Source organism: Mariprofundus erugo (assembly GCF_005818865.1).
GTDB classification, from domain to species: Bacteria; Pseudomonadota; Zetaproteobacteria; order Mariprofundales; family Mariprofundaceae; genus Mariprofundus; species Mariprofundus erugo.
In genome coordinates, this window is record NZ_VBRY01000004.1 from 1 (window position 1) to 19,917 (window position 19,917).

General features: G+C 53.8%; 17 protein-coding genes, 1 tRNA gene and 1 pseudogene. 7 read left to right on the forward strand and 12 right to left on the reverse strand.

Features of this window, described 5'->3' with window-relative positions; all coding sequences use genetic code 11:
• A pseudogene (locus FEF65_RS04940) lies at nt 1–155 on the forward strand (IS256 family transposase); the annotation flags it as partial.
• 166 nt (nt 156–321) lie between these two features.
• Here the strand turns inward: FEF65_RS04940 and FEF65_RS04945 are convergent.
• The 5 genes from FEF65_RS04945 to FEF65_RS04965 all read right to left on the reverse strand — a co-directional run bounded on the left by FEF65_RS04945 (nt 322) and on the right by FEF65_RS04965 (nt 8,905).
• Nucleotides 322–813 carry a GyrI-like domain-containing protein gene (locus FEF65_RS04945; protein WP_202978233.1) on the reverse strand — a complete coding sequence of 164 codons (492 nt, stop codon included), beginning with the start codon at nt 811–813 and terminating at the stop codon, nt 322–324.
• 88 nt (nt 814–901) lie between these two features.
• On the reverse strand, nt 902–2,338 hold the full coding sequence (locus FEF65_RS04950) for a glutamate synthase subunit beta (protein WP_138238698.1): 1,437 nt from the start codon (nt 2,336–2,338) through the stop codon (nt 902–904).
• Nucleotides 2,331–7,001, reverse strand: a complete 4,671-nt coding sequence (gene gltB, locus FEF65_RS04955) for a glutamate synthase large subunit (protein ID WP_138238699.1) — start codon at nt 6,999–7,001, stop codon at nt 2,331–2,333. Before gltB ends, FEF65_RS04950 begins: the two co-directional genes overlap by 8 nt.
• 307 nt (nt 7,002–7,308) lie before the next feature.
• Entirely contained in the window at nt 7,309–8,079 is a 771-nt protein-coding gene (locus FEF65_RS04960; RefSeq protein ID WP_238701192.1) for an SDR family NAD(P)-dependent oxidoreductase, read from the reverse strand.
• Nucleotides 8,072–8,905: a histidinol-phosphatase HisJ family protein gene (locus FEF65_RS04965; protein WP_238701193.1), complete on the reverse strand. Its 834-nt coding sequence runs from the start codon at nt 8,903–8,905 to the stop codon at nt 8,072–8,074. The genes FEF65_RS04960 and FEF65_RS04965 overlap by 8 nt, the downstream gene beginning before the upstream one ends.
• A gap of 241 nt (nt 8,906–9,146) precedes the next feature.
• On the opposite strand from FEF65_RS04965, the gene FEF65_RS04970 reads away from it, so the two are divergent.
• Nucleotides 9,147–9,222: transfer RNA gene (locus FEF65_RS04970), tRNA-Lys, on the forward strand.
• 357 nt (nt 9,223–9,579) lie between these two features.
• Nucleotides 9,580–11,436 carry an SH3 domain-containing protein gene (locus FEF65_RS04975; RefSeq protein WP_138238701.1) on the forward strand — a complete coding sequence of 619 codons (1,857 nt, stop codon included), beginning with the start codon at nt 9,580–9,582 and terminating at the stop codon, nt 11,434–11,436.
• 575 nt (nt 11,437–12,011) lie between these two features.
• Here the strand turns inward: FEF65_RS04975 and accC are convergent.
• The 4 genes from accC to FEF65_RS04995 are packed head-to-tail and all read right to left on the reverse strand — an operon-like array spanning nt 12,012 to nt 14,759.
• Nucleotides 12,012–13,361 carry an acetyl-CoA carboxylase biotin carboxylase subunit gene (accC, locus tag FEF65_RS04980; protein WP_138238702.1) on the reverse strand — a complete coding sequence of 450 codons (1,350 nt, stop codon included), beginning with the start codon at nt 13,359–13,361 and terminating at the stop codon, nt 12,012–12,014.
• Nucleotides 13,362–13,372: 11 nt separating this feature from the next.
• Nucleotides 13,373–13,840: an acetyl-CoA carboxylase biotin carboxyl carrier protein gene (gene accB / locus FEF65_RS04985; RefSeq protein ID WP_138238703.1), complete on the reverse strand. Its 468-nt coding sequence runs from the start codon at nt 13,838–13,840 to the stop codon at nt 13,373–13,375.
• A 20-nt stretch (nt 13,841–13,860) separates the two neighbouring features.
• On the reverse strand, nt 13,861–14,337 hold the full coding sequence (aroQ, locus tag FEF65_RS04990) for a type II 3-dehydroquinate dehydratase (RefSeq protein ID WP_170304422.1): 477 nt from the start codon (nt 14,335–14,337) through the stop codon (nt 13,861–13,863).
• A complete protein-coding gene (locus tag FEF65_RS04995; protein ID WP_238701194.1) occupies nt 14,313–14,759 on the reverse strand; it encodes a tetratricopeptide repeat protein in 447 nt (148 codons plus the stop codon). The genes aroQ and FEF65_RS04995 overlap by 25 nt, the downstream gene beginning before the upstream one ends.
• 127 nt (nt 14,760–14,886) lie before the next feature.
• On the opposite strand from FEF65_RS04995, the gene thiS reads away from it, so the two are divergent.
• From thiS to FEF65_RS05015, 4 genes are all read left to right on the forward strand, one after another.
• Nucleotides 14,887–15,096 carry a sulfur carrier protein ThiS gene (gene thiS / locus FEF65_RS05000; RefSeq protein WP_138238705.1) on the forward strand — a complete coding sequence of 70 codons (210 nt, stop codon included), beginning with the start codon at nt 14,887–14,889 and terminating at the stop codon, nt 15,094–15,096.
• A 112-nt stretch (nt 15,097–15,208) separates the two neighbouring features.
• Nucleotides 15,209–15,988 (forward strand): thiazole synthase, encoded by a 780-nt coding sequence (locus FEF65_RS05005; protein WP_138238706.1) that lies wholly within the window; start codon nt 15,209–15,211, stop codon nt 15,986–15,988.
• A 313-nt stretch (nt 15,989–16,301) separates the two neighbouring features.
• Entirely contained in the window at nt 16,302–17,369 is a 1,068-nt protein-coding gene (gene hemE, locus FEF65_RS05010; RefSeq protein ID WP_138238707.1) for a uroporphyrinogen decarboxylase, read from the forward strand.
• Nucleotides 17,370–17,402: 33 nt separating this feature from the next.
• A complete protein-coding gene (locus tag FEF65_RS05015) occupies nt 17,403–18,236 on the forward strand; it encodes an NYN domain-containing protein (RefSeq protein WP_138238708.1) in 834 nt (277 codons plus the stop codon).
• 28 nt (nt 18,237–18,264) lie between these two features.
• Here the strand turns inward: FEF65_RS05015 and FEF65_RS05020 are convergent, their stop codons facing one another.
• The 3 genes from FEF65_RS05020 to ppk2 form a co-directional block, all read right to left on the reverse strand.
• Entirely contained in the window at nt 18,265–18,669 is a 405-nt protein-coding gene (locus FEF65_RS05020; protein ID WP_138238709.1) for a hypothetical protein, read from the reverse strand.
• Nucleotides 18,670–18,801: 132 nt separating this feature from the next.
• Nucleotides 18,802–18,966 (reverse strand): hypothetical protein, encoded by a 165-nt coding sequence (locus FEF65_RS13485; protein WP_162847944.1) that lies wholly within the window; start codon nt 18,964–18,966, stop codon nt 18,802–18,804.
• Nucleotides 18,967–19,017: 51 nt separating this feature from the next.
• Nucleotides 19,018–19,806, reverse strand: a complete 789-nt coding sequence (gene ppk2, locus FEF65_RS05025; RefSeq protein WP_202978139.1) for a polyphosphate kinase 2 — start codon at nt 19,804–19,806, stop codon at nt 19,018–19,020.
• Nucleotides 19,807–19,917 lie beyond the last annotated feature (111 nt).

The following is a 19,917-nucleotide window of genomic DNA, read 5'->3' on the forward strand; positions in this document are numbered from 1 at the left end:
TGCGTAAAATCACCAAGAACCGGGGCTCATTTCCAAGCGATGATGCATTGACCAAGCTCTTCTATCTGGCGCTGAGAAACATCAGCAAGAAATGGACGATGCCAATCCGGGATTGGAAATCGGCACTGAACCGCTTTAGCATCCAATTTGACGAAGGATGCCACGGCATTGAACCAAACTCCGTTTACACAAAAATTCTTACACCCTCCATGTGGGGGCAGGAATTGATGTGAATCTGCCACATCATGGCCATATGCGTATGTTGATCTAAATATGAGCTTCAGCTGCCGGATGCAAGCAGAAGGGTGCGCCCGAAAAAGCTTAGCGCTGTAATGCGAGGTTGAGCTCCGTACGCCAGTTCGCCGGATCGGGATCCGATTCTGGACCGGACAAATAGCGCTCCCAAAAGTTCCATTGTATCGACAGACCTGCCTTTGTCACATCACCGATCAATGCTCCCCAGCCAGCTCCGAGCCCTGCATAATCGCCCTGATAGAGGCGGCGAGCCACGCGAGCGGCCGGTAACCGACTCATCACGACGCGACCGTCTGGTGTGATCGGTTCCGTAACCGGAAATCCCACTTCGAAATCGAACGTATCGGAAGGGCGGCGGCGATGCCATGAAAAGAGGGGGCCGCAAGGCGTCACCTTCTGTCGGGCCAGTACGGCAATCACCTCATGGATGGCAGGCCCCATCACCATCTCGATCTGATCACGCGGTACAATCAGATGAATGACGGCGGTCATCTCCTCATCGGTATCAACCAGCTGTAGTGATGACTGCATATCCGCCTCCTGTGATATTGATAACATGATCCAATCATGCAGCACATTCTTTCGCAAAGGAAATGAAAAGAGGGCGCCCAAAAGCGCCCTCTTCGAATAAGCCAGCAGTATCGGATCAGCGCGGCAGGGTGGTTGTTCCCATCAGGAATTCATCCACTGCACGGGCACACTGACGGCCTTCGCGAATCGCCCAGACAACCAGCGACTGTCCACGGCGCATATCACCTGCGGTAAAGACCTTGTCGATACTGGTTGCATAGTTCTGATCATTGGCAGCCACGTTGCCGCGACCATCCTTCGCCACACCGAGCTCTTCGATCATGCCTTCGTGGACAGGATGGACAAAGCCCATCGCCAGAGTCACCAGCTGAGCTGGCAACTCGAACTCGGAGCCGGCCACTTCATTCAGCTTCCACTGACCATTCTCCTGAGCCCACTCAACACGAACGCACTCAATCGCCTGCACATGACCATGCTCATCGCCAATGAAACGCTTGGTGGAAACACACCAGTCGCGATCACAACCTTCTTCCTGAGAAGTGGAGGTGCGCAGCTTCATCGGATAGTAGGGCCAGGTGGTCAGCTTGTTCGGTTTGGCATCAGGCTTCGGCAGAATTTCCAGCTGAGTCACGGATTCTGCACCATGACGGTTGGAGGTACCGATACAGTCGGAGCCGGTATCACCGCCACCGATCACCACGACATGCTTGCCGGCAGCAGAAATGAACTCCTCTTCCGGAATCTCATCGCCGAGTACACGCTTGGTGTTAAGGGTCAGGAATTCCATCGCATAATGAACACCCTTGAGCTCACGGCCGGGTACAGGAAGATCACGAGGCTTTTCAGCACCACCGGAGAGAATGACGGCATCAAAATCATTGACCAGCTCGGCTGCGGATACATTACCGCCAACGGTAGAGTTGACACGGAAATCAACACCCTCGGCACGCATCTGGGCCATACGACGGTCGATCACGGATTTGTCGAACTTGAAGTTCGGAATGCCGTAACGCATCAAACCGCCAATGCGATCATTCTTTTCAAACAGGACGACATCGTGACCGGCACGGGCCAGCTGCTGGGATGCAGCCATACCGGCAGGGCCTGAACCGACAACAGCAACACGCTTGCCGGTCTTTTTGGCGGCAATCTGCGGGGTGATCCAGCCTTCCTGCCATCCTTTTTCGACGATGGAGAGCTCGATGTTTTTAATCGATACAGCATCGCCGATCAGGTTCACAGTGCACGCCTCTTCACACGGAGCCGGACAGATACGACCGGTGAACTCCGGGAAGTTGTTGGTGGAGTGCAGTACATCCAGAGCCTCACGCCAGCGACCGTGATACACCGCATCATTCCAGTCCGGGATGATGTTATTGATCGGGCAGCCGTTATGGCAGAAGGGGATGCCGCAATCCATGCAACGGGCACCCTGTGTGCACATATCCTCAGGCAAACGGGCAAACTCGTTGAAGTGAGTAATGCGGTCTGCAACCGGCGCATAACTCAGGTTTTCGCGAGCATGTTCTTTGAATCCGGTAGCCTTACCCATGGATGGTCTCCTTTGCAGTTGCTGTCTTCTCAGCTTCCATTTCTGCCAGTGCACGGCGGTATTCCACCGGGATCACCTTAACGAATTTACCGAGGTAATCGCTCCAGTTAGCCAGAATACGCTTACCCAGAGCGGAGTTGGTATAATGCACATGACGCTGAATCAGTGTCATCAGAATCTTCTGATCATTCTGGCTGAGTGCATGCTTGATATCCACGCGACCGTGGGTCTCAAGATCCGGGCCCTGATGATCAAGTACTTCCAGTGCGTCCGCTTCCGATGCCACCGGCTCCAGTGCAACCTGAGCCATGTTGCAACGGCTTTCGAATGTTCCATCCGCATCGAGCACATAGGCAATACCGCCGGACATGCCTGCTGCGAAGTTACGGCCGGTTTCGCCGAGAACGACAACCGTACCACCGGTCATGTATTCACAACCATGATCACCAACGCCTTCAATCACAGCAATGGCGCCGGAGTTACGTACGGCAAAACGCTCACCGCCGACACCGCTGAAGTAGCACTCGCCCTCGGTGGCGCCGAACAGAACGGTATTACCGACGATGATATTCTCTTCTGCAACAATCTTCGAATTGGCAGGCGGATAGATGGCGATACGGCCACCGGAGAGGCCCTTACCCACATAGTCGTTGCCTTCACCAGCCAGATCAATCGAGATACCACGGGTCAGCCATGCACCCAGCGACTGACCGGCGGTACCACGTGCCTTGATGGCAATGGTGTCATCGGCAAGACCGGCGTGGCCATAACGCTTGGCTACCTCACCGGCGAGCATGGTACCGAAGCTGCGGTTGACGTTGCAGATCGGCGTCTCAATGACGACCGGTGTTTTGTTCTCGAGTGCAGGCATCGCCTCAGCAATCAGCTTGTTATCAATCAGCTTGTCCAGACCGTGATCCTGACGCTCGGTGTGGTAAACAGAGGAACCGTTGGCCTCGACCTGATGGAAGATCGGGGAGAGATCCAGGCCCTGGGACTTCCAGTGCTTGATCGCTTCATTGGTATCGAGCATATCGACACGACCGATCATTTCATCAAAGGTACGGAAGCCAAGTTCCGCCATGATTTCACGAGCTTCCTCAGCTACGTACATGAAGAAGTTTACCACATCCTCAGGCTTGCCAACGAACTTGGCGCGCAGCTCCGGATCCTGGGTTGCGACACCGACAGGGCAGGTATTGAGGTGGCATTTACGCATCATGATGCAACCTTCAGCGATCAGGGCGATCGTACCGAATGCCACTTCATCGGCACCCAGCAGGGCGGCAATGACCACGTCGCGACCGGTACGCATCTGGCCATCAGCCTGCAGAACGGTGCGTCCACGCAAACGGTTGAGTACCAGGGTCTGCTGGGTTTCAGCAAGGCCAAGCTCCCATGGCGTACCGGCATGCTTGATGGAGGTCAGTGGCGATGCACCTGTACCACCATCATGGCCTGCAATCACCACGTGGTCGGCATGCGCCTTCACCACACCGGCAGCAACGGTACCGACACCGATCTCGGAAACGAGTTTCACAGAGATATCGGCAGCCGGATTGGTGTTCTTCAGATCGAAAATCAGCTGGGCAAGATCTTCAATCGAGTAGATATCATGATGTGGCGGTGGCGAAATCAGACCAACGCCAGGGGTCGAGTGACGTACGCGACCGATGCGCTTGTCCACCTTGTGACCGGGAAGCTGACCGCCTTCACCCGGTTTCGCCCCCTGTGCCATCTTGATCTGAATCTGATCGGCATTGGCAAGATATTCGGTGGTCACACCGAAGCGGCCGGATGCAACCTGCTTGATAGCAGAGCGCATGGAATCACCGTTCGCCATTGGCTTGAAGCGAGCCGGCTCTTCACCACCTTCACCGGTATTGGACTTGCCGCCAATGCGGTTCATCGCGATGGCGAGGGTGGAGTGTGCCTCATGTGAAATGGAGCCAAAGCTCATCGCACCGGTAGCAAAGCGTTTCACGATCTCTGCTGCAGGCTCAACCTCATCGATGGAAATCGGATTGCCGCCCCTGAATTTGAACAGGCCGCGCAGGGTCTTCAGTTTACCCGCCTGATTGTTAATCAGCTCGGCATACTCTTTATAGAGAGGGTAGCTGGAGGTACGGATCGCATGCTGAACCTTGGCAATCACATCCGGTGTCAGGGTGTGGTCATCACCACGGACACGCCATGCGTAATCACCACCGACATCGAGTGCATTCTTGTAAATCATCACACCACGGAATGCATCGATATGACGCTGGGTCGCTTCTACAGCGACTTCGTTCAGGCCTGCACCTTCGATCTGGCTGGCCGTACCGGTGAAGTATTTGTTCACCAGCTCGGATGAGAGACCGACAGCCTCAAAAATCTGGGCGCCGCAGTAAGACTGATAGGTGGAGATGCCCATCTTGGACATCACCTTGAACAGGCCCTTGCCAATCGCCTTGATAAAGCGCTTCTCGATCTCGGCTTCGCTCAGATCCTCAGGCAGCTGCCCCTGACGCTTCATATCCACCAGTGTTTCGAAGGCAAGATATGGGTTGATCGCTTCAGCACCATAGCCGGCAAGGCAGGCAAAGTGGTGTACTTCACGGGCTGAGCCGGTTTCAACGACCAGACCGGTTTCGGTTCTGAGGCCCGTACGGATCAGGTGATGATGTACAGCAGAGGTGGCCAGCAGGGCAGGAATTGCGATGTTTTCCGCATTCATGCCACGGTCGGAGAGAATAATAATATTGTAACGACCATGGACCGCTTCTTCAGCCTGCTTGCACAGGTTGGCGATCGCGGCTTCCATGCCTTCAGCACCCTGATCGACCGGATAGCAGGAGGAGAGGGTGATGGTACGGAAACGATTGTCGGTATACTGGTCGATATGACGAATCTTCTCCACATCAACATTGGAAAGAATCGGCTGATGTACTTCCAGTCGCAGCTGTGGCTCACTCTCTTCAAGACCGAGCAGGTTAGGGCGGGGACCGATGATAGAGGTCAGGCTCATCACCATCTCTTCACGAATCGGGTCGATCGGCGGATTGGTGACCTGAGCAAAGAGCTGACGGAAGTAGTTATACAGCGGCTTGGCACGGTTGGAGAGAACAGCAAGCGGGCTGTCGTTGCCCATCGAGCCGGTGCCTTCCTGACCGGATACGGCCATCGGCGTCAGCAGGAACTTGATATCCTCCTGGGTGTAGCCGAATGACTGCTGACGCTGCAGCATGGTATCGCGATCCGGAGTCTGTGGTGCAATTTCCTGCGGCAGGTCTTCCAGCTGAATCTGGGTCCTGGCCAGCCACTCCTGATATGGACGGGCGGAAGCCAGCTGCTGCTTGATTTCGGCATCATCAATGATGCGACCCTCTTCCAGGTCGATCAAAAGCATCTTGCCCGGCTGCAAACGCCACTTCTTAACAATCGTCTCTTCCGGAATATCAAGCACACCCATTTCAGAGGCACCAAGTACCAGTCCATCATCTGTAACCAGATAACGGGTAGGGCGCAGACCGTTACGGTCGAGGGTGGCACCAATCTGGCGACCATCGGTAAAGGCAACAGCGGCAGGGCCATCCCATGGCTCCATCAGTGCAGCATGATGCTCATAGAAAGCACGACGCTGCTCATCCATCAGCTTGTTGCCGGACCACGCTTCAGGAATCATCAGCATGGCAGCATGGGCAAGTGAGTAACCACCGGCAACCAGCAGTTCCAGTGCGTTATCGAAACAGGCGGTATCACTCTGCCCTTCATAACTGATCGGCCAGAGCTTATCGAGATCCTCGCCGAGCAGTTCGGACTTCATCGAGTGACGGCGGGCGTTCATCCAGTTGATGTTGCCGCGCACGGTATTGATTTCGCCGTTATGCGCCATCATGCGGAACGGATGTGCCAGCTCCCATGACGGGAAGGTGTTGGTGGAGAAACGCTGATGCACGAGAGCAAGAGCGGAGGTCACACGCGCATCGCGCAGATCCTCGTAGTAGGGAGCCACCTGATGTGAATGGAACATACCCTTATATACAATCGTACGGCTGGAGAGTGATGCGGTATAGAAGTTGGCTGCATCTTCAAAACCAAGCGCGGTCACAGCACTGCTGACAACCTTGCGAATGACATACAGCTTTCTTTCAAACGCATTCTGATCGGCACAATTGCTGCCACGGGCCACAAACACCTGGCGGATAAATGGCTCGCAGGCAGTCACACTTTCCGGCAGGTCTGCACGGACAGCATCAACCGGCACGTCGCGCCAGCCGAGCAGGGTTTGTCCCTCATCCGCAATAGCCTTCTCATAGAGATTCTGGCAGGTCAGACGGTGTTCCTCGTTGCGAGGAAAGAAAATCATACCAACGCCATAATCACCTTCTGACGGCAGTTCGAAGCCGAGGTCAGCAGTAACAGCTGCAAAAAAATGATGTGGAATCTGCAACAGAATGCCGGCGCCATCGCCTTCACGAGGATCGGCACCGGAGGCACCACGATGGGTCAGGCGCTCAAGAATCTCCAGCCCTTTCTCAACAATATCATGGCTCTTCCTGTTTTTGATATGGGCAACAAAGCCGACGCCACAGGCATCATGTTCATGTTTAGGATCGTACAATCCCTGGCGACCCGGCGCCCGTTTCACTGTCTGATTCACAGAGGGTTGCGACTGACTCATCTTTTTACCTCACTGATTGGCATACTCATCGGCAGCAATGTCATGGACAAACGACACGCAGAACGTTGCGTTGACACAGGGTGTCCAGACACCGCCCCCCCCGAAGCATTAAAAAAGGAGGCGCAATATAGCGAAAGCGATACGATTTCTCCAGTATCATCTATATATCAAAGCCGAAAGTGGAAATATGGCTATCCGTTCCCGCATGAATAAATCACGATCCTGCCCTCTGCCATACGCACAAGCCTTACCCTTTTCTTAAAAAATCGACGAGTTAGACAAACAGGATAACGTATTACTGCGCCATTCAGGGACGCAAATGGCTGGCCATCAGCCTGAGTGCCCATTTTGTCGGTGTGATTTTCTGCAACAGGTAGAGCAGCCGATGCCGCCTTCCCGGTACACAATAACCACCTCCGCGGGCCAGGGTCAGCAGTGCTGCCTGAATAATTCCGGGAACAGGGCTTCTGAAAAAACTACCCGGCCCGGACGGCATGCCTGAAATCTCACGGAAACCGGTCGGGGAGGGGCCAGGCGCCAGCGTCACAACCCGGACGCGCCCGGCAAGTTCGGTGCGAATCGCCTCACTCCAGTAGGTCAAACCGGCCTTGGCCGCTGCGTATGTACTCATATAGGGCAGTGGCGTCACCCCGGCCAGTGAAGAGACATTGATAATAAAACCCTTGTTTTTCAGTAACCCGGGCAACAGAGCGTGAGTAAGTTCGATCGGTGCTTTCAGATCCGTTTTGATCACATCTATCTGAGGCACAATGCCGGTCTGTTCAAAGCTGCCCCAGATGCCGAAGCCGGCGTTGTTAATCAGGCCGGCCAATGGCACCGAACCGATCCCGGCCAACAGTGTTGCCACACCTTTTTTGGCATTCAGATCGGCCAGTATCAGGCGGTGACGGGCAGGATGACGAAGAGTATTGAGCGTCAGCAACAGGCGGGGCTCATCTCGGCCGTGCAGAATCAGCGAGTAACCGAGTGCCTCCAGCTGCCTTGCAAACTCAATGCCGAAACCACCGGATGCACCGGTGATCAGTACCAGCCCCTGATCCGCAAGCGGCTCAGCCACGACTGATCTCCTGCATGCTTCTTTGCCGACCATCAAAGCACGCAACCGATGTCACCCCATATGACTGCAACAGCGACAAACATGCATCCATACCGTGGCCCACCTCGACAGGGGAATGGGCATCCGATCCGAATGCAAACGGAATCCCCATCGCCGCAGCTTTCTCAATCAGGTGAGCTGCAGGGTAGATTTCACCGACAGGCTTACGCAAACCTGCCGAGGAGATTTCCATCGCCACATCAGCCTTCAGGATTGCCTGCAGCATCCGATCTTCAGCTGCAGCCACACGGGCAGATCCTGCCGGAGCCCTGTGACCAAATTTCTTAATCAGATCCGGGTGGCCGATGATGTCAAACAGACCACATTGGGCCGAACGTGCAACAAGGTCAAAATAGTCACAATAGGCATCCTCGATCACGCACTGATCCCAGACATCGATCGTATCCGGATTATCAAATGCCCAGTCACCGATATAGTGAACCGACCCGATCACATAATCCCACGCGTATGAATCAATCATCTCCGCAACATAGGATTCGGTCCCCGGATGAAAATCCGCTTCAAGCCCGATGCGCACCGAAAGCCGGCCACGACAGTGATCGCGGACGCGCTCCACCTCCTGCAGATAATCAGGCAATTCACTGCGATCCATACGCCATGGCTTGTCATAGAAAGAGGGCATCGGCGAGTGATCGGACATACCGATCTCCCTTAGGCCAAGACTTATCGCCGCATCGGCGTACTCCTGTACGCTGCCGGTGGCATGGTTGCAGCGTGGCGTATGCATGTGATAATCGGGAACGGGGTTAAAGGATTCTGTCGACATGGGCTGCATACTAACCGCGCCCAACAGATAATTCATCGGTCATCACCTGTGCATTCACAGATGCAAATGCGCCTGAAACTGGCTGGATATGCAGATGAATCCACGGCAGACAGGCCTACTGACTCTGCGCATTCTTTTGCCAGGCAAGACGACATGGTTAAAAATGTTTGACAGGGACGATGAAATTGCCAAACTGCGCCGCGTTGCAAACGAACGGACGACGTTCTGGCAACTAAAATTTGCGCCTATAGCTCAGTTGGTAGAGTAGCGGACTTTTAATCCGTGGGTCGATGGTTCGAGTCCATCTGGGCGCACCACCATTTAAAAAGGGTCGGCAGAAATGCCGGCCCTTTTTTTATTATCGTGATGACAATGGCCACGATAAACAGGGAACAGAGGCCATTGCTCTATTTGGCCAGATCGGTGCAGGTTACAACACTGCCGCATCCTCACTTGCCACCTGACCGGCTACTTATTATAAATCTGAATCGCTCTTGTTTTTTCGGCTCACGCTGTCATCTGCCGGTCACACGGCAATACAATCAATACGATCGAAAAAGCACGGCCTCATGGCATCCCCTCAAAGCCTGTGGTGCCTGATGAAAGATAACAGGAAACAGTGGTAACTTTTTGATTATCCGTTGATAATCGATATTCGGAAAGAAGGAGATCATGTGAAAAAAAAGGTGGTGGATGAGTCTGCCGAAATGCAGGCGCGACTCGATCAATTTATCGATGCAGTGGATCAGGAGCTCGATCACCCACACCACCATGATGCATCCCGGCATCCACACAAAGCCGACAGCTTTTCATGGGTTGAACAGGAACCGGAAACCGGCAAGAGCCGGAAAATGAGCAGCGACAACCAGCATCCCCATGTCCACACGGCAGGGCACCCGTCCTATTTCACGTCACTACTATTCACCTTTATCGGCTCCACCAGCGTAGTATTGCTATTGCTGTGGCTCTTCTGGCCTGCTGCCGATGATATTCTGGAAAGAATGCCGGAGATCGCTGCACGACAACCTCTGGCACTTCAGCCACCATCATCGGATACTTCTCCTGCAAGTGAATCTGCACCTGCACATACGACTACACATCAGTCGCCACTCGCAGAACAACCGGCAGCCACCGCAACTCAATATGCCGAAGCTGGCCCGTCAGAGGAGCCTGGCGAAACATCCCGTAGCGAAGCTGCCGCCATTGATGCCACAGCTGCACTCAAGCAACAGCCCGAACAACCGGAAAAAGTCACGGACAGCCCTGGCAGGATGGCTGCTGCCGATGCCGTACAGTATGCAACCGACAAGTTTCTTCATGTAGCAGTCAATATTGCCATTATCCGCTCTTCACCTGTTACGGGCAGCGTGGTCGCTCGCCTGAAAAAACGCACCCGCGTCAGGGTCACAGATCGTGAAGGGGAGTGGTTCCATCTTCTCTTTTCCGATGGCCGTATCGGCTGGGGCCACAAGGACCTCTTTGCCGAGGCTCAGGCGTTGATCGACAGCGAAAAATCAGCATCCACACCGTTGGACCACATCATAGCGCCACCACCTGCCGCAACGGATGTTGCATCCACGGCCATAACGCCACCCGAAGCCCGGGATCAACAGGGTAGCACTGATCAGGAGGAGACCCCGATCGATTCACCATCGTTGCAACAGCAGCCAGTTGAGCCGGCAGCGGAGGCACCACCCGCATCGGACACCGCTCCGGCTGGCGAGCCAGAGATAGCCCCAACTCAATCGCTTGAAACAGTCCGGCCATCCCCCGAAACAGCCGCCACACCAGCGACTGCAACTGATTCGACAGCGACTCAGCTTGATCAGCCGGTTTTGTTACCGCAAGGCAGCTATTCTCCGAATAAATTTCTTACCGTATCCGCTGATATTGCCGTGATGCGTCAATCACCTGTGACAGGCAAAGTGATCTCCCGCCTGAGAAAGGGGACCATGGTCAGGGTCATTGGACGCGAGGGCGACTGGCTGCGCATTCGTTTTCCAGGTGGTCGCATTGTCTGGGGCCACATGAAGCTGTTCGACACACATGACACTGCGCCCGAAAGCACAACACCTGCATCGCTCGTTCCCGCAGCACAGACAGACAGCTCATCAACAAACAACCCAGCCGACAGCACTAACCCACACATCGATGTCAGCAAACCCAGGGATATCCCGGTTCCGGCAGTCACTACAGCCAATGAAAAAGGCGCAGATAGTGCTGATAACACCGGCCACACCACTCCAGCGCCGGTTGCAGAAAAATCATCAGAGACAGCAGCAACCACAGAGCCGCTGCCGACAGGCCGATATTCACCCCATAAATTTCCTGTCGTCACGGCTGATATCGCTGTCATTCGGGAATCACCTGTTGATGGTAACATCGTCGCCCGCCTGAGAAAGGGAACCATGGTCAGAGCCATTGGTCGCGAAGGTGACTGGCTCCATATCCGCTTCCCGAATGGCCGCCTGGTTTGGGGCCACAAGGATCTCTTTGGCCCCAGGGAAGAAGCGGAAAGCAAGGCGCCATAAGCGCGACTACGCCCCCGTATAAAACAAAAGACCCATAAAAATGGTTCATCCCGGAAGTCCGGAAACCAGTGCAGCTCAGGATGCGTTGGGATGCTGCCTGATCGCCCCCTAATAAGATTTGCCGAATAATATCGGGAGCGGCTTTCTTTCAACACTTTCTTTACCGATAAAGAAAGGGGATAGCTCTGCTTTAGCAGAGTAGTCGTATCGCTTAAAAAGCATCTTATCGCTTACAGGGAATCAAAAACTTTCCTCAGCCATTTTTCCGCTGTGCACGATGAACCTAAAAAAAGGGGAGGCCTGATGCCTCCCCTTAGGGGTCACTAAGGAAGCGCTGATTCATTCGGCGGTTCCGAGCGAGCCATGGACGGCCGCTTCAATCCGGCAGGATAGCCGGATTGGACAGCCTTGCCGCCGCCAGGTGAGCTGCAGGATGCAGCGAATCAAATCAAACGCGTAAGTGCCTGATTTGCAAGAAAAGACAAAACAAAGCCTGTGTCTTTGTGAACTGATTTTTGCCTGGAGGGCAATAAATCAGCATCTCCCTAAAAAATCATGAGCGATCTGCGTTCGTTCTACAGATGCATCTGGGTTAACCAGCGCTCCAGAAAGTGAATATTAAATTCGGCATTCTGGAAGCCGGGGTTGGCAAGCAGGCGCTGATGCAGCTCCTGATTGGTCGTAACACCAAGAATGACCAGCTCATCGATCGCACGCTGCATGCGACGGATGCACTTCTTGCGATCGCGGGCATGGGTAATGATCTTGGCGACCATGGAGTCATAATAGGGGGGGATGGAGTAACCGGTATAAAGGAATGAATCCACCCGCACACTGCGACCACCCGGTGCATGAAACAGCTCAACCGTTCCCGGAGAAGGGGTGAACTTGAACGGATGCTCGGCATTGATACGGCACTCGATGGCATGTCCCTTCATCTTGATATCATTCTGGCTGAAGGCAAGCTGTTCACCGGCTGCCACACGGATCTGCCACTCGATCAAATCGACACCGGTAATCCACTCGGTAACCGGATGTTCTACCTGAATACGAGTGTTCATCTCAATGAAATAAAACGACTTATCAGGATTCATCAGGAATTCGATGGTACCCGCACCGACATAATCCACGGCCTTGGCAGCAGCAACACCGGCAGCACAGATGGCTGCACGCGTCTCTTCATCCACAAAAGCGCTTGGCGCTTCCTCCAGTACCTTCTGATTGTGGCGCTGCATGGAGCACTCACGCTCAAAGAGGTGAACGATGTTGCCATGCTTGTCGCCAAGCACCTGCACTTCGATATGCCGCGGTTCTTCCAGATACTTTTCGATAAACACCGTATTGTTACCGAAGGCAGCACCGGCCTCGGACTGGCACATGGAGAAGGCATTGGGAAGCGATGCCTCACTGTGAACCACTTTCATACCACGACCACCGCCGCCGGCAGAGGCCTTGATGATCACCGGAAAGCCGGCCTCTTTGGCAATGCGTCTTGCATCCTCAATGTTATCAACGGCACCATCAGATCCAGGTACAAGCGGTACACCGGCGGTCTGCATTTTCTGCTTGGCAGAGACCTTGTCCCCCATAATGCGCATTGATTCCGGTGAGGGACCGATCCAGGTCAGACCTGATTCACCGACAATCTCGGCAAATGAGGCATTCTCGGCCAGAAAACCGTAACCGGGATGAATGGCTTCTGCATCGGTCAGTTCCGCCGCAGCCATAATGGCAGCGATATTCAGGTAAGATTGGCCTGCCGGGGCAGGGCCAATACAAATGGACTCATCAGCAAGGCGTGCATGCATGGCATTTTTATCCGCTTCCGAATAAACGGCCACCGAACGAATACCCAGCTCCTTACAGGCGCGGATAATACGCACTGCTATTTCGCCACGGTTGGCGATTAGAATTTTGTGAAACATGAGTGCTCCCGTTACGCCTGCGGAGTGATAACGAAAATCGGCTGGCCGTACTCCAGTGGAGAGGCGTTATCAACCAGAATTGATTCCACAACACCGCTGTATTCCGCTTCAATCTCGTTCATCATTTTCATTGCTTCGATGATACAAAGCACATCACCCTTGCTGACCCTGTCGCCCACTTTAACAAACGGGGCAGCATCAGGACTTGCAGCAGCGTAAAAGGTGCCAACCATCGGTGACTTCACAACATGCTCGTCATTTTTCTGTGCAGCAGCCGGAGCTGCCGCCTGAGGTGCAGCAGGGGCGGAAGCCTGCGGCGCAGCCATCATCTGAGGCATCATCGACGGTGCCTGCTGCATCATGATGGTCTGGGTTTGCCGCGAAATGCGCACGGTCTGATCGCCTTCAGTCACTTCAATTTCGGTAATATCGGTGCCCTTGACCAGCCCGATCAGCTTGCGAATCTGCGATAAATCCATTATTTAGCTCCTGTTTGTATCTATTTGTTTTGTAAGCGTAAAAACTCATTGAGCCCGCGCAGGGCGAGCAGGTAGGACGAAGGGCCAAAGCCGGCAATCACGCCGATAGCCGCATCAACCAGCATGGAACGATGGCGGAAGCTTTCCCGCCGGTGAACATTGGAAAGATGAACCTCGATAAAGGGCAGGGAAACCGCCAGCAAGGCATCACGCAAGGCAATACTGGTATGGGTATAAGCGGCCGGATTGATCACAATACCATCAATCCCGTCACATGCCGCCTGATGAATCCGGTCAATCAGCGCACCCTCATGATTGCTCTGAAACGCAGTGACCTCAACAGAGAGCGACTGCCCCAGATCAACAAGCGAGGCATTAATCTCCGCCAGTGTCTGATTGCCATAATGGCCGGGTTCACGGGTGCCCAGCATATTCAGGTTGGGGCCGTGCAGCACAAGGATATGAAGTCGCTTCAAGCGGTGGTCTCCGTCTGCCATTTATCTCTTAACTGTAGTAATTCAGGGTTATGCGGGTTACGCTCAATCAGGCGCGCCAGCATTGCTTTGGCCTCATCGTGTTCACCCTGCTCAAAAAACAGCCGTGCCAGTGTCAGTGAGGCAGGTGGCTCCTGTTGCTGTTGCATGGACTGCAGATGGAGGGCACGCCTGGCACTGGCAATACCGGCATCGAAATGGCCCAGTTCACGCTGGACACGCGCCAACAGCTTCCAGGCCCGGGTTTCAGCTGGTGCAAAGGCAACCAGATCGACAAGAATAACCTCTGCTGTTTCCAGCTTGCCATTTCTGACCGAGGCAATGGCAGCGGCCATGCCTTCGCTAACGCCGCGCCAGTTCACAGGCCTCGGGGCTTGTCTGGTTGAATGGCGGCTATTGGGTGCCGGAGTGCTTGCTGCTAGCATGCCCGTCACGCTACGCAGCGGAATATGGCGGGTCAATCCGGTTTTGTTAAAAATGGCCAGAAAGAAGCTTCTATCGGGCCGATTCTGAGCAAAAACGGTGCATTTCCTGAACTTTCTGAGAGGACGCATGTCGGATAAAATTGTCATTCAGTTAAATGGTGAGGAGCGCCAGGTGGCAGCTTCAACCCTGGCGGCACTGGTCAGCGAGCTCGGACTGGAGCAGCGCATGATCGCTATTGAACGAAACCTCGAAGTTGTACCCAAAAGTCAATATGCTTCGACCCCCCTGCAGTCCCATGATCGGATTGAACTCGTTCATATGATCGGTGGTGGCTGATACGGGCTGTTTTGTACAGGTAGTGTAACAATCTTCCCGACCATTTTCAGTCAGTATATATTAATAGTGATGGGGAATGCGGTTTCGGGTGCATCAAATTGGCGGAGGCAAAATGGCAGAAGACATTTTCAGGGTAGGAACCTACGAATTCAGATCACGACTGATCGTCGGTTCGGGTAAATACAAGGATTTTGAAACCACCAGGAATGCCACCGAGGCTGCCGGTGCTGAAATGATTACCGTTGCCGTTCGTCGGGTGAACATCACCGATCCGGGCAAAGAGAATCTGCTCGACTATATCGATCCGAAAAAATATACCATCCTGCCCAACACTGCCGGCTGCTTTAATGCCGATGATGCCGTACGAACCCTGCGACTGGCTCGTGAAGCCGGCGGCTGGGATCTGGTCAAACTGGAAGTACTGGGTGATACCCAGACGCTCTATCCGAATGTGGTCGAAACCATCAAGGCTGCCGAAGTACTCGTTGCGGAAGACTTTCAGGTCATGGTGTATACCAATGACGACCCGATCGTTGCCACCCGCCTTGAAGAGATCGGCTGTGTTGCCGTGATGCCGCTGGGCAACCCAATCGGATCGGGCAGGGGCCTTGCCAATCCGTTTAATATCCGCGTTATCAAGGAGCGGGCTCATGTACCGATCGTCGTCGATGCGGGCATTGGCACTGCCTCCGATGCTGCCAAGGCGATGGAACTTGGGGCGGATGCCTGCCTGATCAATACGGCTATCGCTGAGGCAAAAGATGAATGCATGATGGCGCGCGCCATGAGCGAAGCGGTCCGGGCCGGCCGTCTGGCTTATCTGGCCGGCCGCATGCCGAAGCGCTCGTTCGCCTCGGCCAGCTCACCAACCGAAGGCTACATCTGGGATTAACAGATTTTATGACCTTGCAAGAAGATATCTGATGCCTGTAGACGTTCAGGCAAATCAAACACATGTACAGGTTGATTTGTCTCGGAGAGGACTCATTTTCCGGAACGTCCGTAGCTATGGATGGATATTTTGCGACGTCGTTGAAGATTACTCGTACTGCAGGGGAAGCAACGTTTCGCAGCGTTAAAACAGGGATGGATTGAATGCAGGGCCGGCGATAGTGTCGTTGCTGCCGTTTGCCGGTGACTGGCCGTTCCGATGGAACCTCTGCGAAAATTTGTCTCCTCTGCGGTGAACAATAAAGGATTTGAACATGACTGAATTGAAAAATGATCTGTTTTTGCGCGCATGCCTGCGACAGGATGTAGAACGTACACCGGTATGGATGATGCGCCAGGCAGGTCGCTATCTGGCTGAATACCGTGCAACCAGACTTCGTGCCGGCGGCTTCCTGAACCTCTGCCGTTCTCCTGAACTCTGCTCAGAGGTGACGCTGCAGCCGATCGATATTCTTGGTGCCGATGCGGCGATTCTCTTCTCTGATATTCTGGTCGTTCCGGAAGCAATGGGCATGGAGCTGACATTCGGTGCAGGTGAGGGGCCTAAATTCCCTGATCCGATTACCTGCCGTGCCGATGTCGAAAAGCTGCCTGTATTAACAGATCCGACCAGAGAGCTTGGCTATGTCATGGATGCGGTCAGCATGATTCGTCGCGACCTTCAGGGCCGTGTTCCGCTGATCGGATTTGCCGGTTCACCATGGACCCTGGCCACCTATATGGTTGAAGGAGGCGGTTCGAAGAACTTCTCCAAAGTGAAGGCCATGATGTTCAATGAGCCTGAAACCATGCATCTGTTGCTGGAAAAGCTGGCCGACTCGGTCGCAGCATACCTCAATGGCCAGATCGCCAGTGGCGCACAGGCTGTGCAGATCTTCGATACCTGGGGCGGCATCCTGACCACCCGCGATTACAAGGAGTTCTCACTGCAGTACATGCAGCGCATTGTTGAGCAGCTGACGCGTGAAAACGACGGTCGCCGCGTACCGGTAATTCTCTACTCCAAGGGCGGCATGGGCTGGCTGGAAGCGATGGCTGATACCGGTTGTGACGTGCTGGGACTCGACTGGTCGATTGATATCGATGTGGCAAAAGCACGGGTAGGCGATCGCGTGGCCCTGCAGGGCAATATGGATCCGACCATGCTGTATGCGAAACCCGAGCGCATTCGTGCCGAAGTGAAGGATATTCTGGCCCGTTTCGGACACGGTAACGGTCATGTCTTCAATCTCGGCCATGGCATTACACCGGATGTACCGCCTGAGCATGCCATTGAGTTCTTCAAGGCCGTACGTGAAGAATCAGTGCGTTACCATGGCTGAACCTGCCATCTCGCATCATCGTTACGGGCGCTCATGAGCGCCCGTAACGAATCACACAACATGGCACTCTTCTGCGACTTTGAAAATGTCGCGCTGGGTGTACGTGATGCAAAACTGGCCGCATTCGATATCCAGCGCGTACTTGAGCGGTTACTGCTGAAGGGCAATATCGTCGTTAAAAAAGCCTATTGTGACTGGGCACGCTACAAGGACTTCAAAGCGCCGATGCACGAGGCCGCGTTCGAGCTGATCGAAATTCCTCATGTACGGCAATCCGGAAAAAACTCCGCAGATATCCGTATGGTCGTGGATGCGCTGGATCTCTGCTACACCAAGGCCCATGTCGATACATTTGTCATTATCTCGGGCGATTCCGATTTCTCTCCGCTTGTCTCCAAGCTGCGTGAAAACAACAAACTGGTCATTGGCGTTGGCGTCAAACAATCCACTGCGGATCTGTTAACATCCAACTGTGATGAGTTCATCTATTATGATGATCTGGTGCGCGATTCCGAAAAACAGGTCAAATCCCGCCGCCGTCGCTCCGGCAAGGGCAGGGCAAAGGCCAAAGCAGATAACAACAGCGAAGTTGTAACTGATGAAACAACCCTGTTGCAGGAGGGCATCGACCTGGTTCTTGAAACCATCGAGGGACTGTTCAAGGAGCGGGGCGATGAAGACAAGGTCTGGGGCTCAATGGTCAAACAGACACTGAAGCGCCGTAAACCCGGTTTCTCTGAAGGGTATCATGGCTTCAGCAGTTTCGGACAAATGCTCGAAGAGGCAGAAAAACGCGGGCTGCTGACGCTTGAGAAGGATGAGAAGTCCGGCGGCTATATTATCAAGAGCTATAACCACGAGGAATAAACAGAGAACCGGAGCATCATGCTCCGGTTTATCTGCGTGCGTGCGGATTAGCCTGATAAGCCTCGATCAATGCCCGTTTCAGTGATGGATGCTCTTCCAGATTACTGACGCCCAGATATTTCTCGGCAATCGGCTGCAGCACCCGGACTACACTCTCTTCCAGCCATGCTTCCCTGAACCCGTCAAAATCAAAGTGGCCATCATGCAGATAACGACTGGCAAGGCCGGATGCATGATGAAAGCTGAGCGCCTCCATCACCATCACGTCAAATTCATGTGAGTAACTGCCGATTCCATTCTCGGCCGCCAGCATCTTGTAGATATACTCAAGCGGCTCTTCATGGCGCATACACTCATCAAGGTTGATCACTGCCGTTGGTGTAAGGCAGCAACCCCGAAAGTAAAACTCGATACTCACTTCAATATGATTCATGCCGCCATCATAACAGCCGTAATCAACTTCGACACCACTGTTTCACAACAGTATGCGCCATGGCTGATCGGGCGGGGAAGGGTGAAACCATATGAGATCACAACCGGCAGAGAGAAAGAGGGCTGGATATGCTCACAGCCCCCAGCGTTTTTTACTCAGTGAGAAAAGAAATTTGCGGCGTTTGTCCGGTGGCATGCTGCGCAGGGCGGCAAGGTATACCGCTTCCTCTTCGGTATGAGATTCGGCAAGCATACAGGCTTGCCGCTGACCATCCGCGTTCAGGCTGTTGAACAGCATCAAAGCTTCAGTACTGAGGTTTTCAGGGTTCAATCGGGTACCGCTGCTCCACTAAAACCGTTCCGGCACGAATGTCTGGGTATCAATGGCAGGTCGCTGATAATCACCCTGCTTCACTCGTTCCGGCAGCACAATCGGCTCAGGTGTTGAGGCCTCATAGGGAATGGCATCCAGGATATGGCTCAGGCAGTTGAGGCGAGCCCTTTTTTTATCGTCGGCCTCGACCACATACCAGGGTGCTTCCGGTATATCCGTGTAAAAGAACATCTGATCTTTCGCCTTCGAGTACTCTACCCAGCGATTGCGGGACTCCAGATCCATCGGGCTCAACTTCCAGTGTTTGGTAGAATCATTCGCCCGTTTCTGGAACCGTTTTTCCTGCTCCTCATCGCTGACGGAAAACCAGTATTTCAATACCAGTATACCGGAGCGAACCAGCATACGCTCAAACTCCGGGCAGGAGCGGAGAAATTCGCGATATTCATCATCAGTGCAGAAACCCATGACCCGCTCAACACCGGCCCGGTTATACCAGCTGCGATCAAAAATCACGATTTCACCGGCTGCAGGGAAATGCTGCACATAACGCTGATAATACCACTGGGTCTTTTCACGATTCGATGGGGCAGGAAGCGCAACCACATTACATCCGCGCGGATTTAGCGGCTCAATCAACCGTTTGATCGTGCCACCTTTGCCAGCTGCATCACGACCTTCAAAGATGATCATGACACGCAGACCGTTCTCCTTGATCCAGCACTGCCACTTGACCAGCTCGCTATAAATATCCGATAGCGCCTTGTTATAGTCTGCTCGAGAAAGCTTGACCCGTTTACTCATAACTCCTCCTCCCGTCCGGATATCATAACACCGTGCCCCTAAAACACCAAAGAGGCAATCCACATTTATCGGGTCTGTCTGTTTCAGCATGCAAATCACCGGATCTGCAAC

What these genes read in the sequence shown, in the direction of transcription:
- FEF65_RS04945 (WP_202978233.1), bottom strand. Translation starts at nt 813, where the DNA reads ATGTTATCAATATCACAGGAGGCGGATATGCAGTCATCACTACAGCTG.
- FEF65_RS04950 (WP_138238698.1), bottom strand. Translation starts at nt 2,338, where the DNA reads ATGGGTAAGGCTACCGGATTCAAAGAACATGCTCGCGAAAACCTGAGT.
- gltB (WP_138238699.1), bottom strand. Translation starts at nt 7,001, where the DNA reads ATGAGTCAGTCGCAACCCTCTGTGAATCAGACAGTGAAACGGGCGCCG.
- FEF65_RS04965 (WP_238701193.1), bottom strand. Translation starts at nt 8,905, where the DNA reads ATGTCGACAGAATCCTTTAACCCCGTTCCCGATTATCACATGCATACG.
- accC (WP_138238702.1), bottom strand. Translation starts at nt 13,361, where the DNA reads ATGTTTCACAAAATTCTAATCGCCAACCGTGGCGAAATAGCAGTGCGT.
- accB (WP_138238703.1), bottom strand. Translation starts at nt 13,840, where the DNA reads ATGGATTTATCGCAGATTCGCAAGCTGATCGGGCTGGTCAAGGGCACC.
- aroQ (WP_170304422.1), bottom strand. Translation starts at nt 14,337, where the DNA reads ATGGCAGACGGAGACCACCGCTTGAAGCGACTTCATATCCTTGTGCTG.
- FEF65_RS04995 (WP_238701194.1), bottom strand. Translation starts at nt 14,759, where the DNA reads ATGCTAGCAGCAAGCACTCCGGCACCCAATAGCCGCCATTCAACCAGA.
- thiS (WP_138238705.1), top strand. Translation starts at nt 14,887, where the DNA reads ATGTCGGATAAAATTGTCATTCAGTTAAATGGTGAGGAGCGCCAGGTG.
- FEF65_RS05005 (WP_138238706.1), top strand. Translation starts at nt 15,209, where the DNA reads ATGGCAGAAGACATTTTCAGGGTAGGAACCTACGAATTCAGATCACGA.
- hemE (WP_138238707.1), top strand. Translation starts at nt 16,302, where the DNA reads ATGACTGAATTGAAAAATGATCTGTTTTTGCGCGCATGCCTGCGACAG.
- FEF65_RS05015 (WP_138238708.1), top strand. Translation starts at nt 17,403, where the DNA reads ATGAGCGCCCGTAACGAATCACACAACATGGCACTCTTCTGCGACTTT.
- FEF65_RS05020 (WP_138238709.1), bottom strand. Translation starts at nt 18,669, where the DNA reads ATGAATCATATTGAAGTGAGTATCGAGTTTTACTTTCGGGGTTGCTGC.
- FEF65_RS13485 (WP_162847944.1), bottom strand. Translation starts at nt 18,966, where the DNA reads ATGCTGTTCAACAGCCTGAACGCGGATGGTCAGCGGCAAGCCTGTATG.
- ppk2 (WP_202978139.1), bottom strand. Translation starts at nt 19,806, where the DNA reads ATGAGTAAACGGGTCAAGCTTTCTCGAGCAGACTATAACAAGGCGCTA.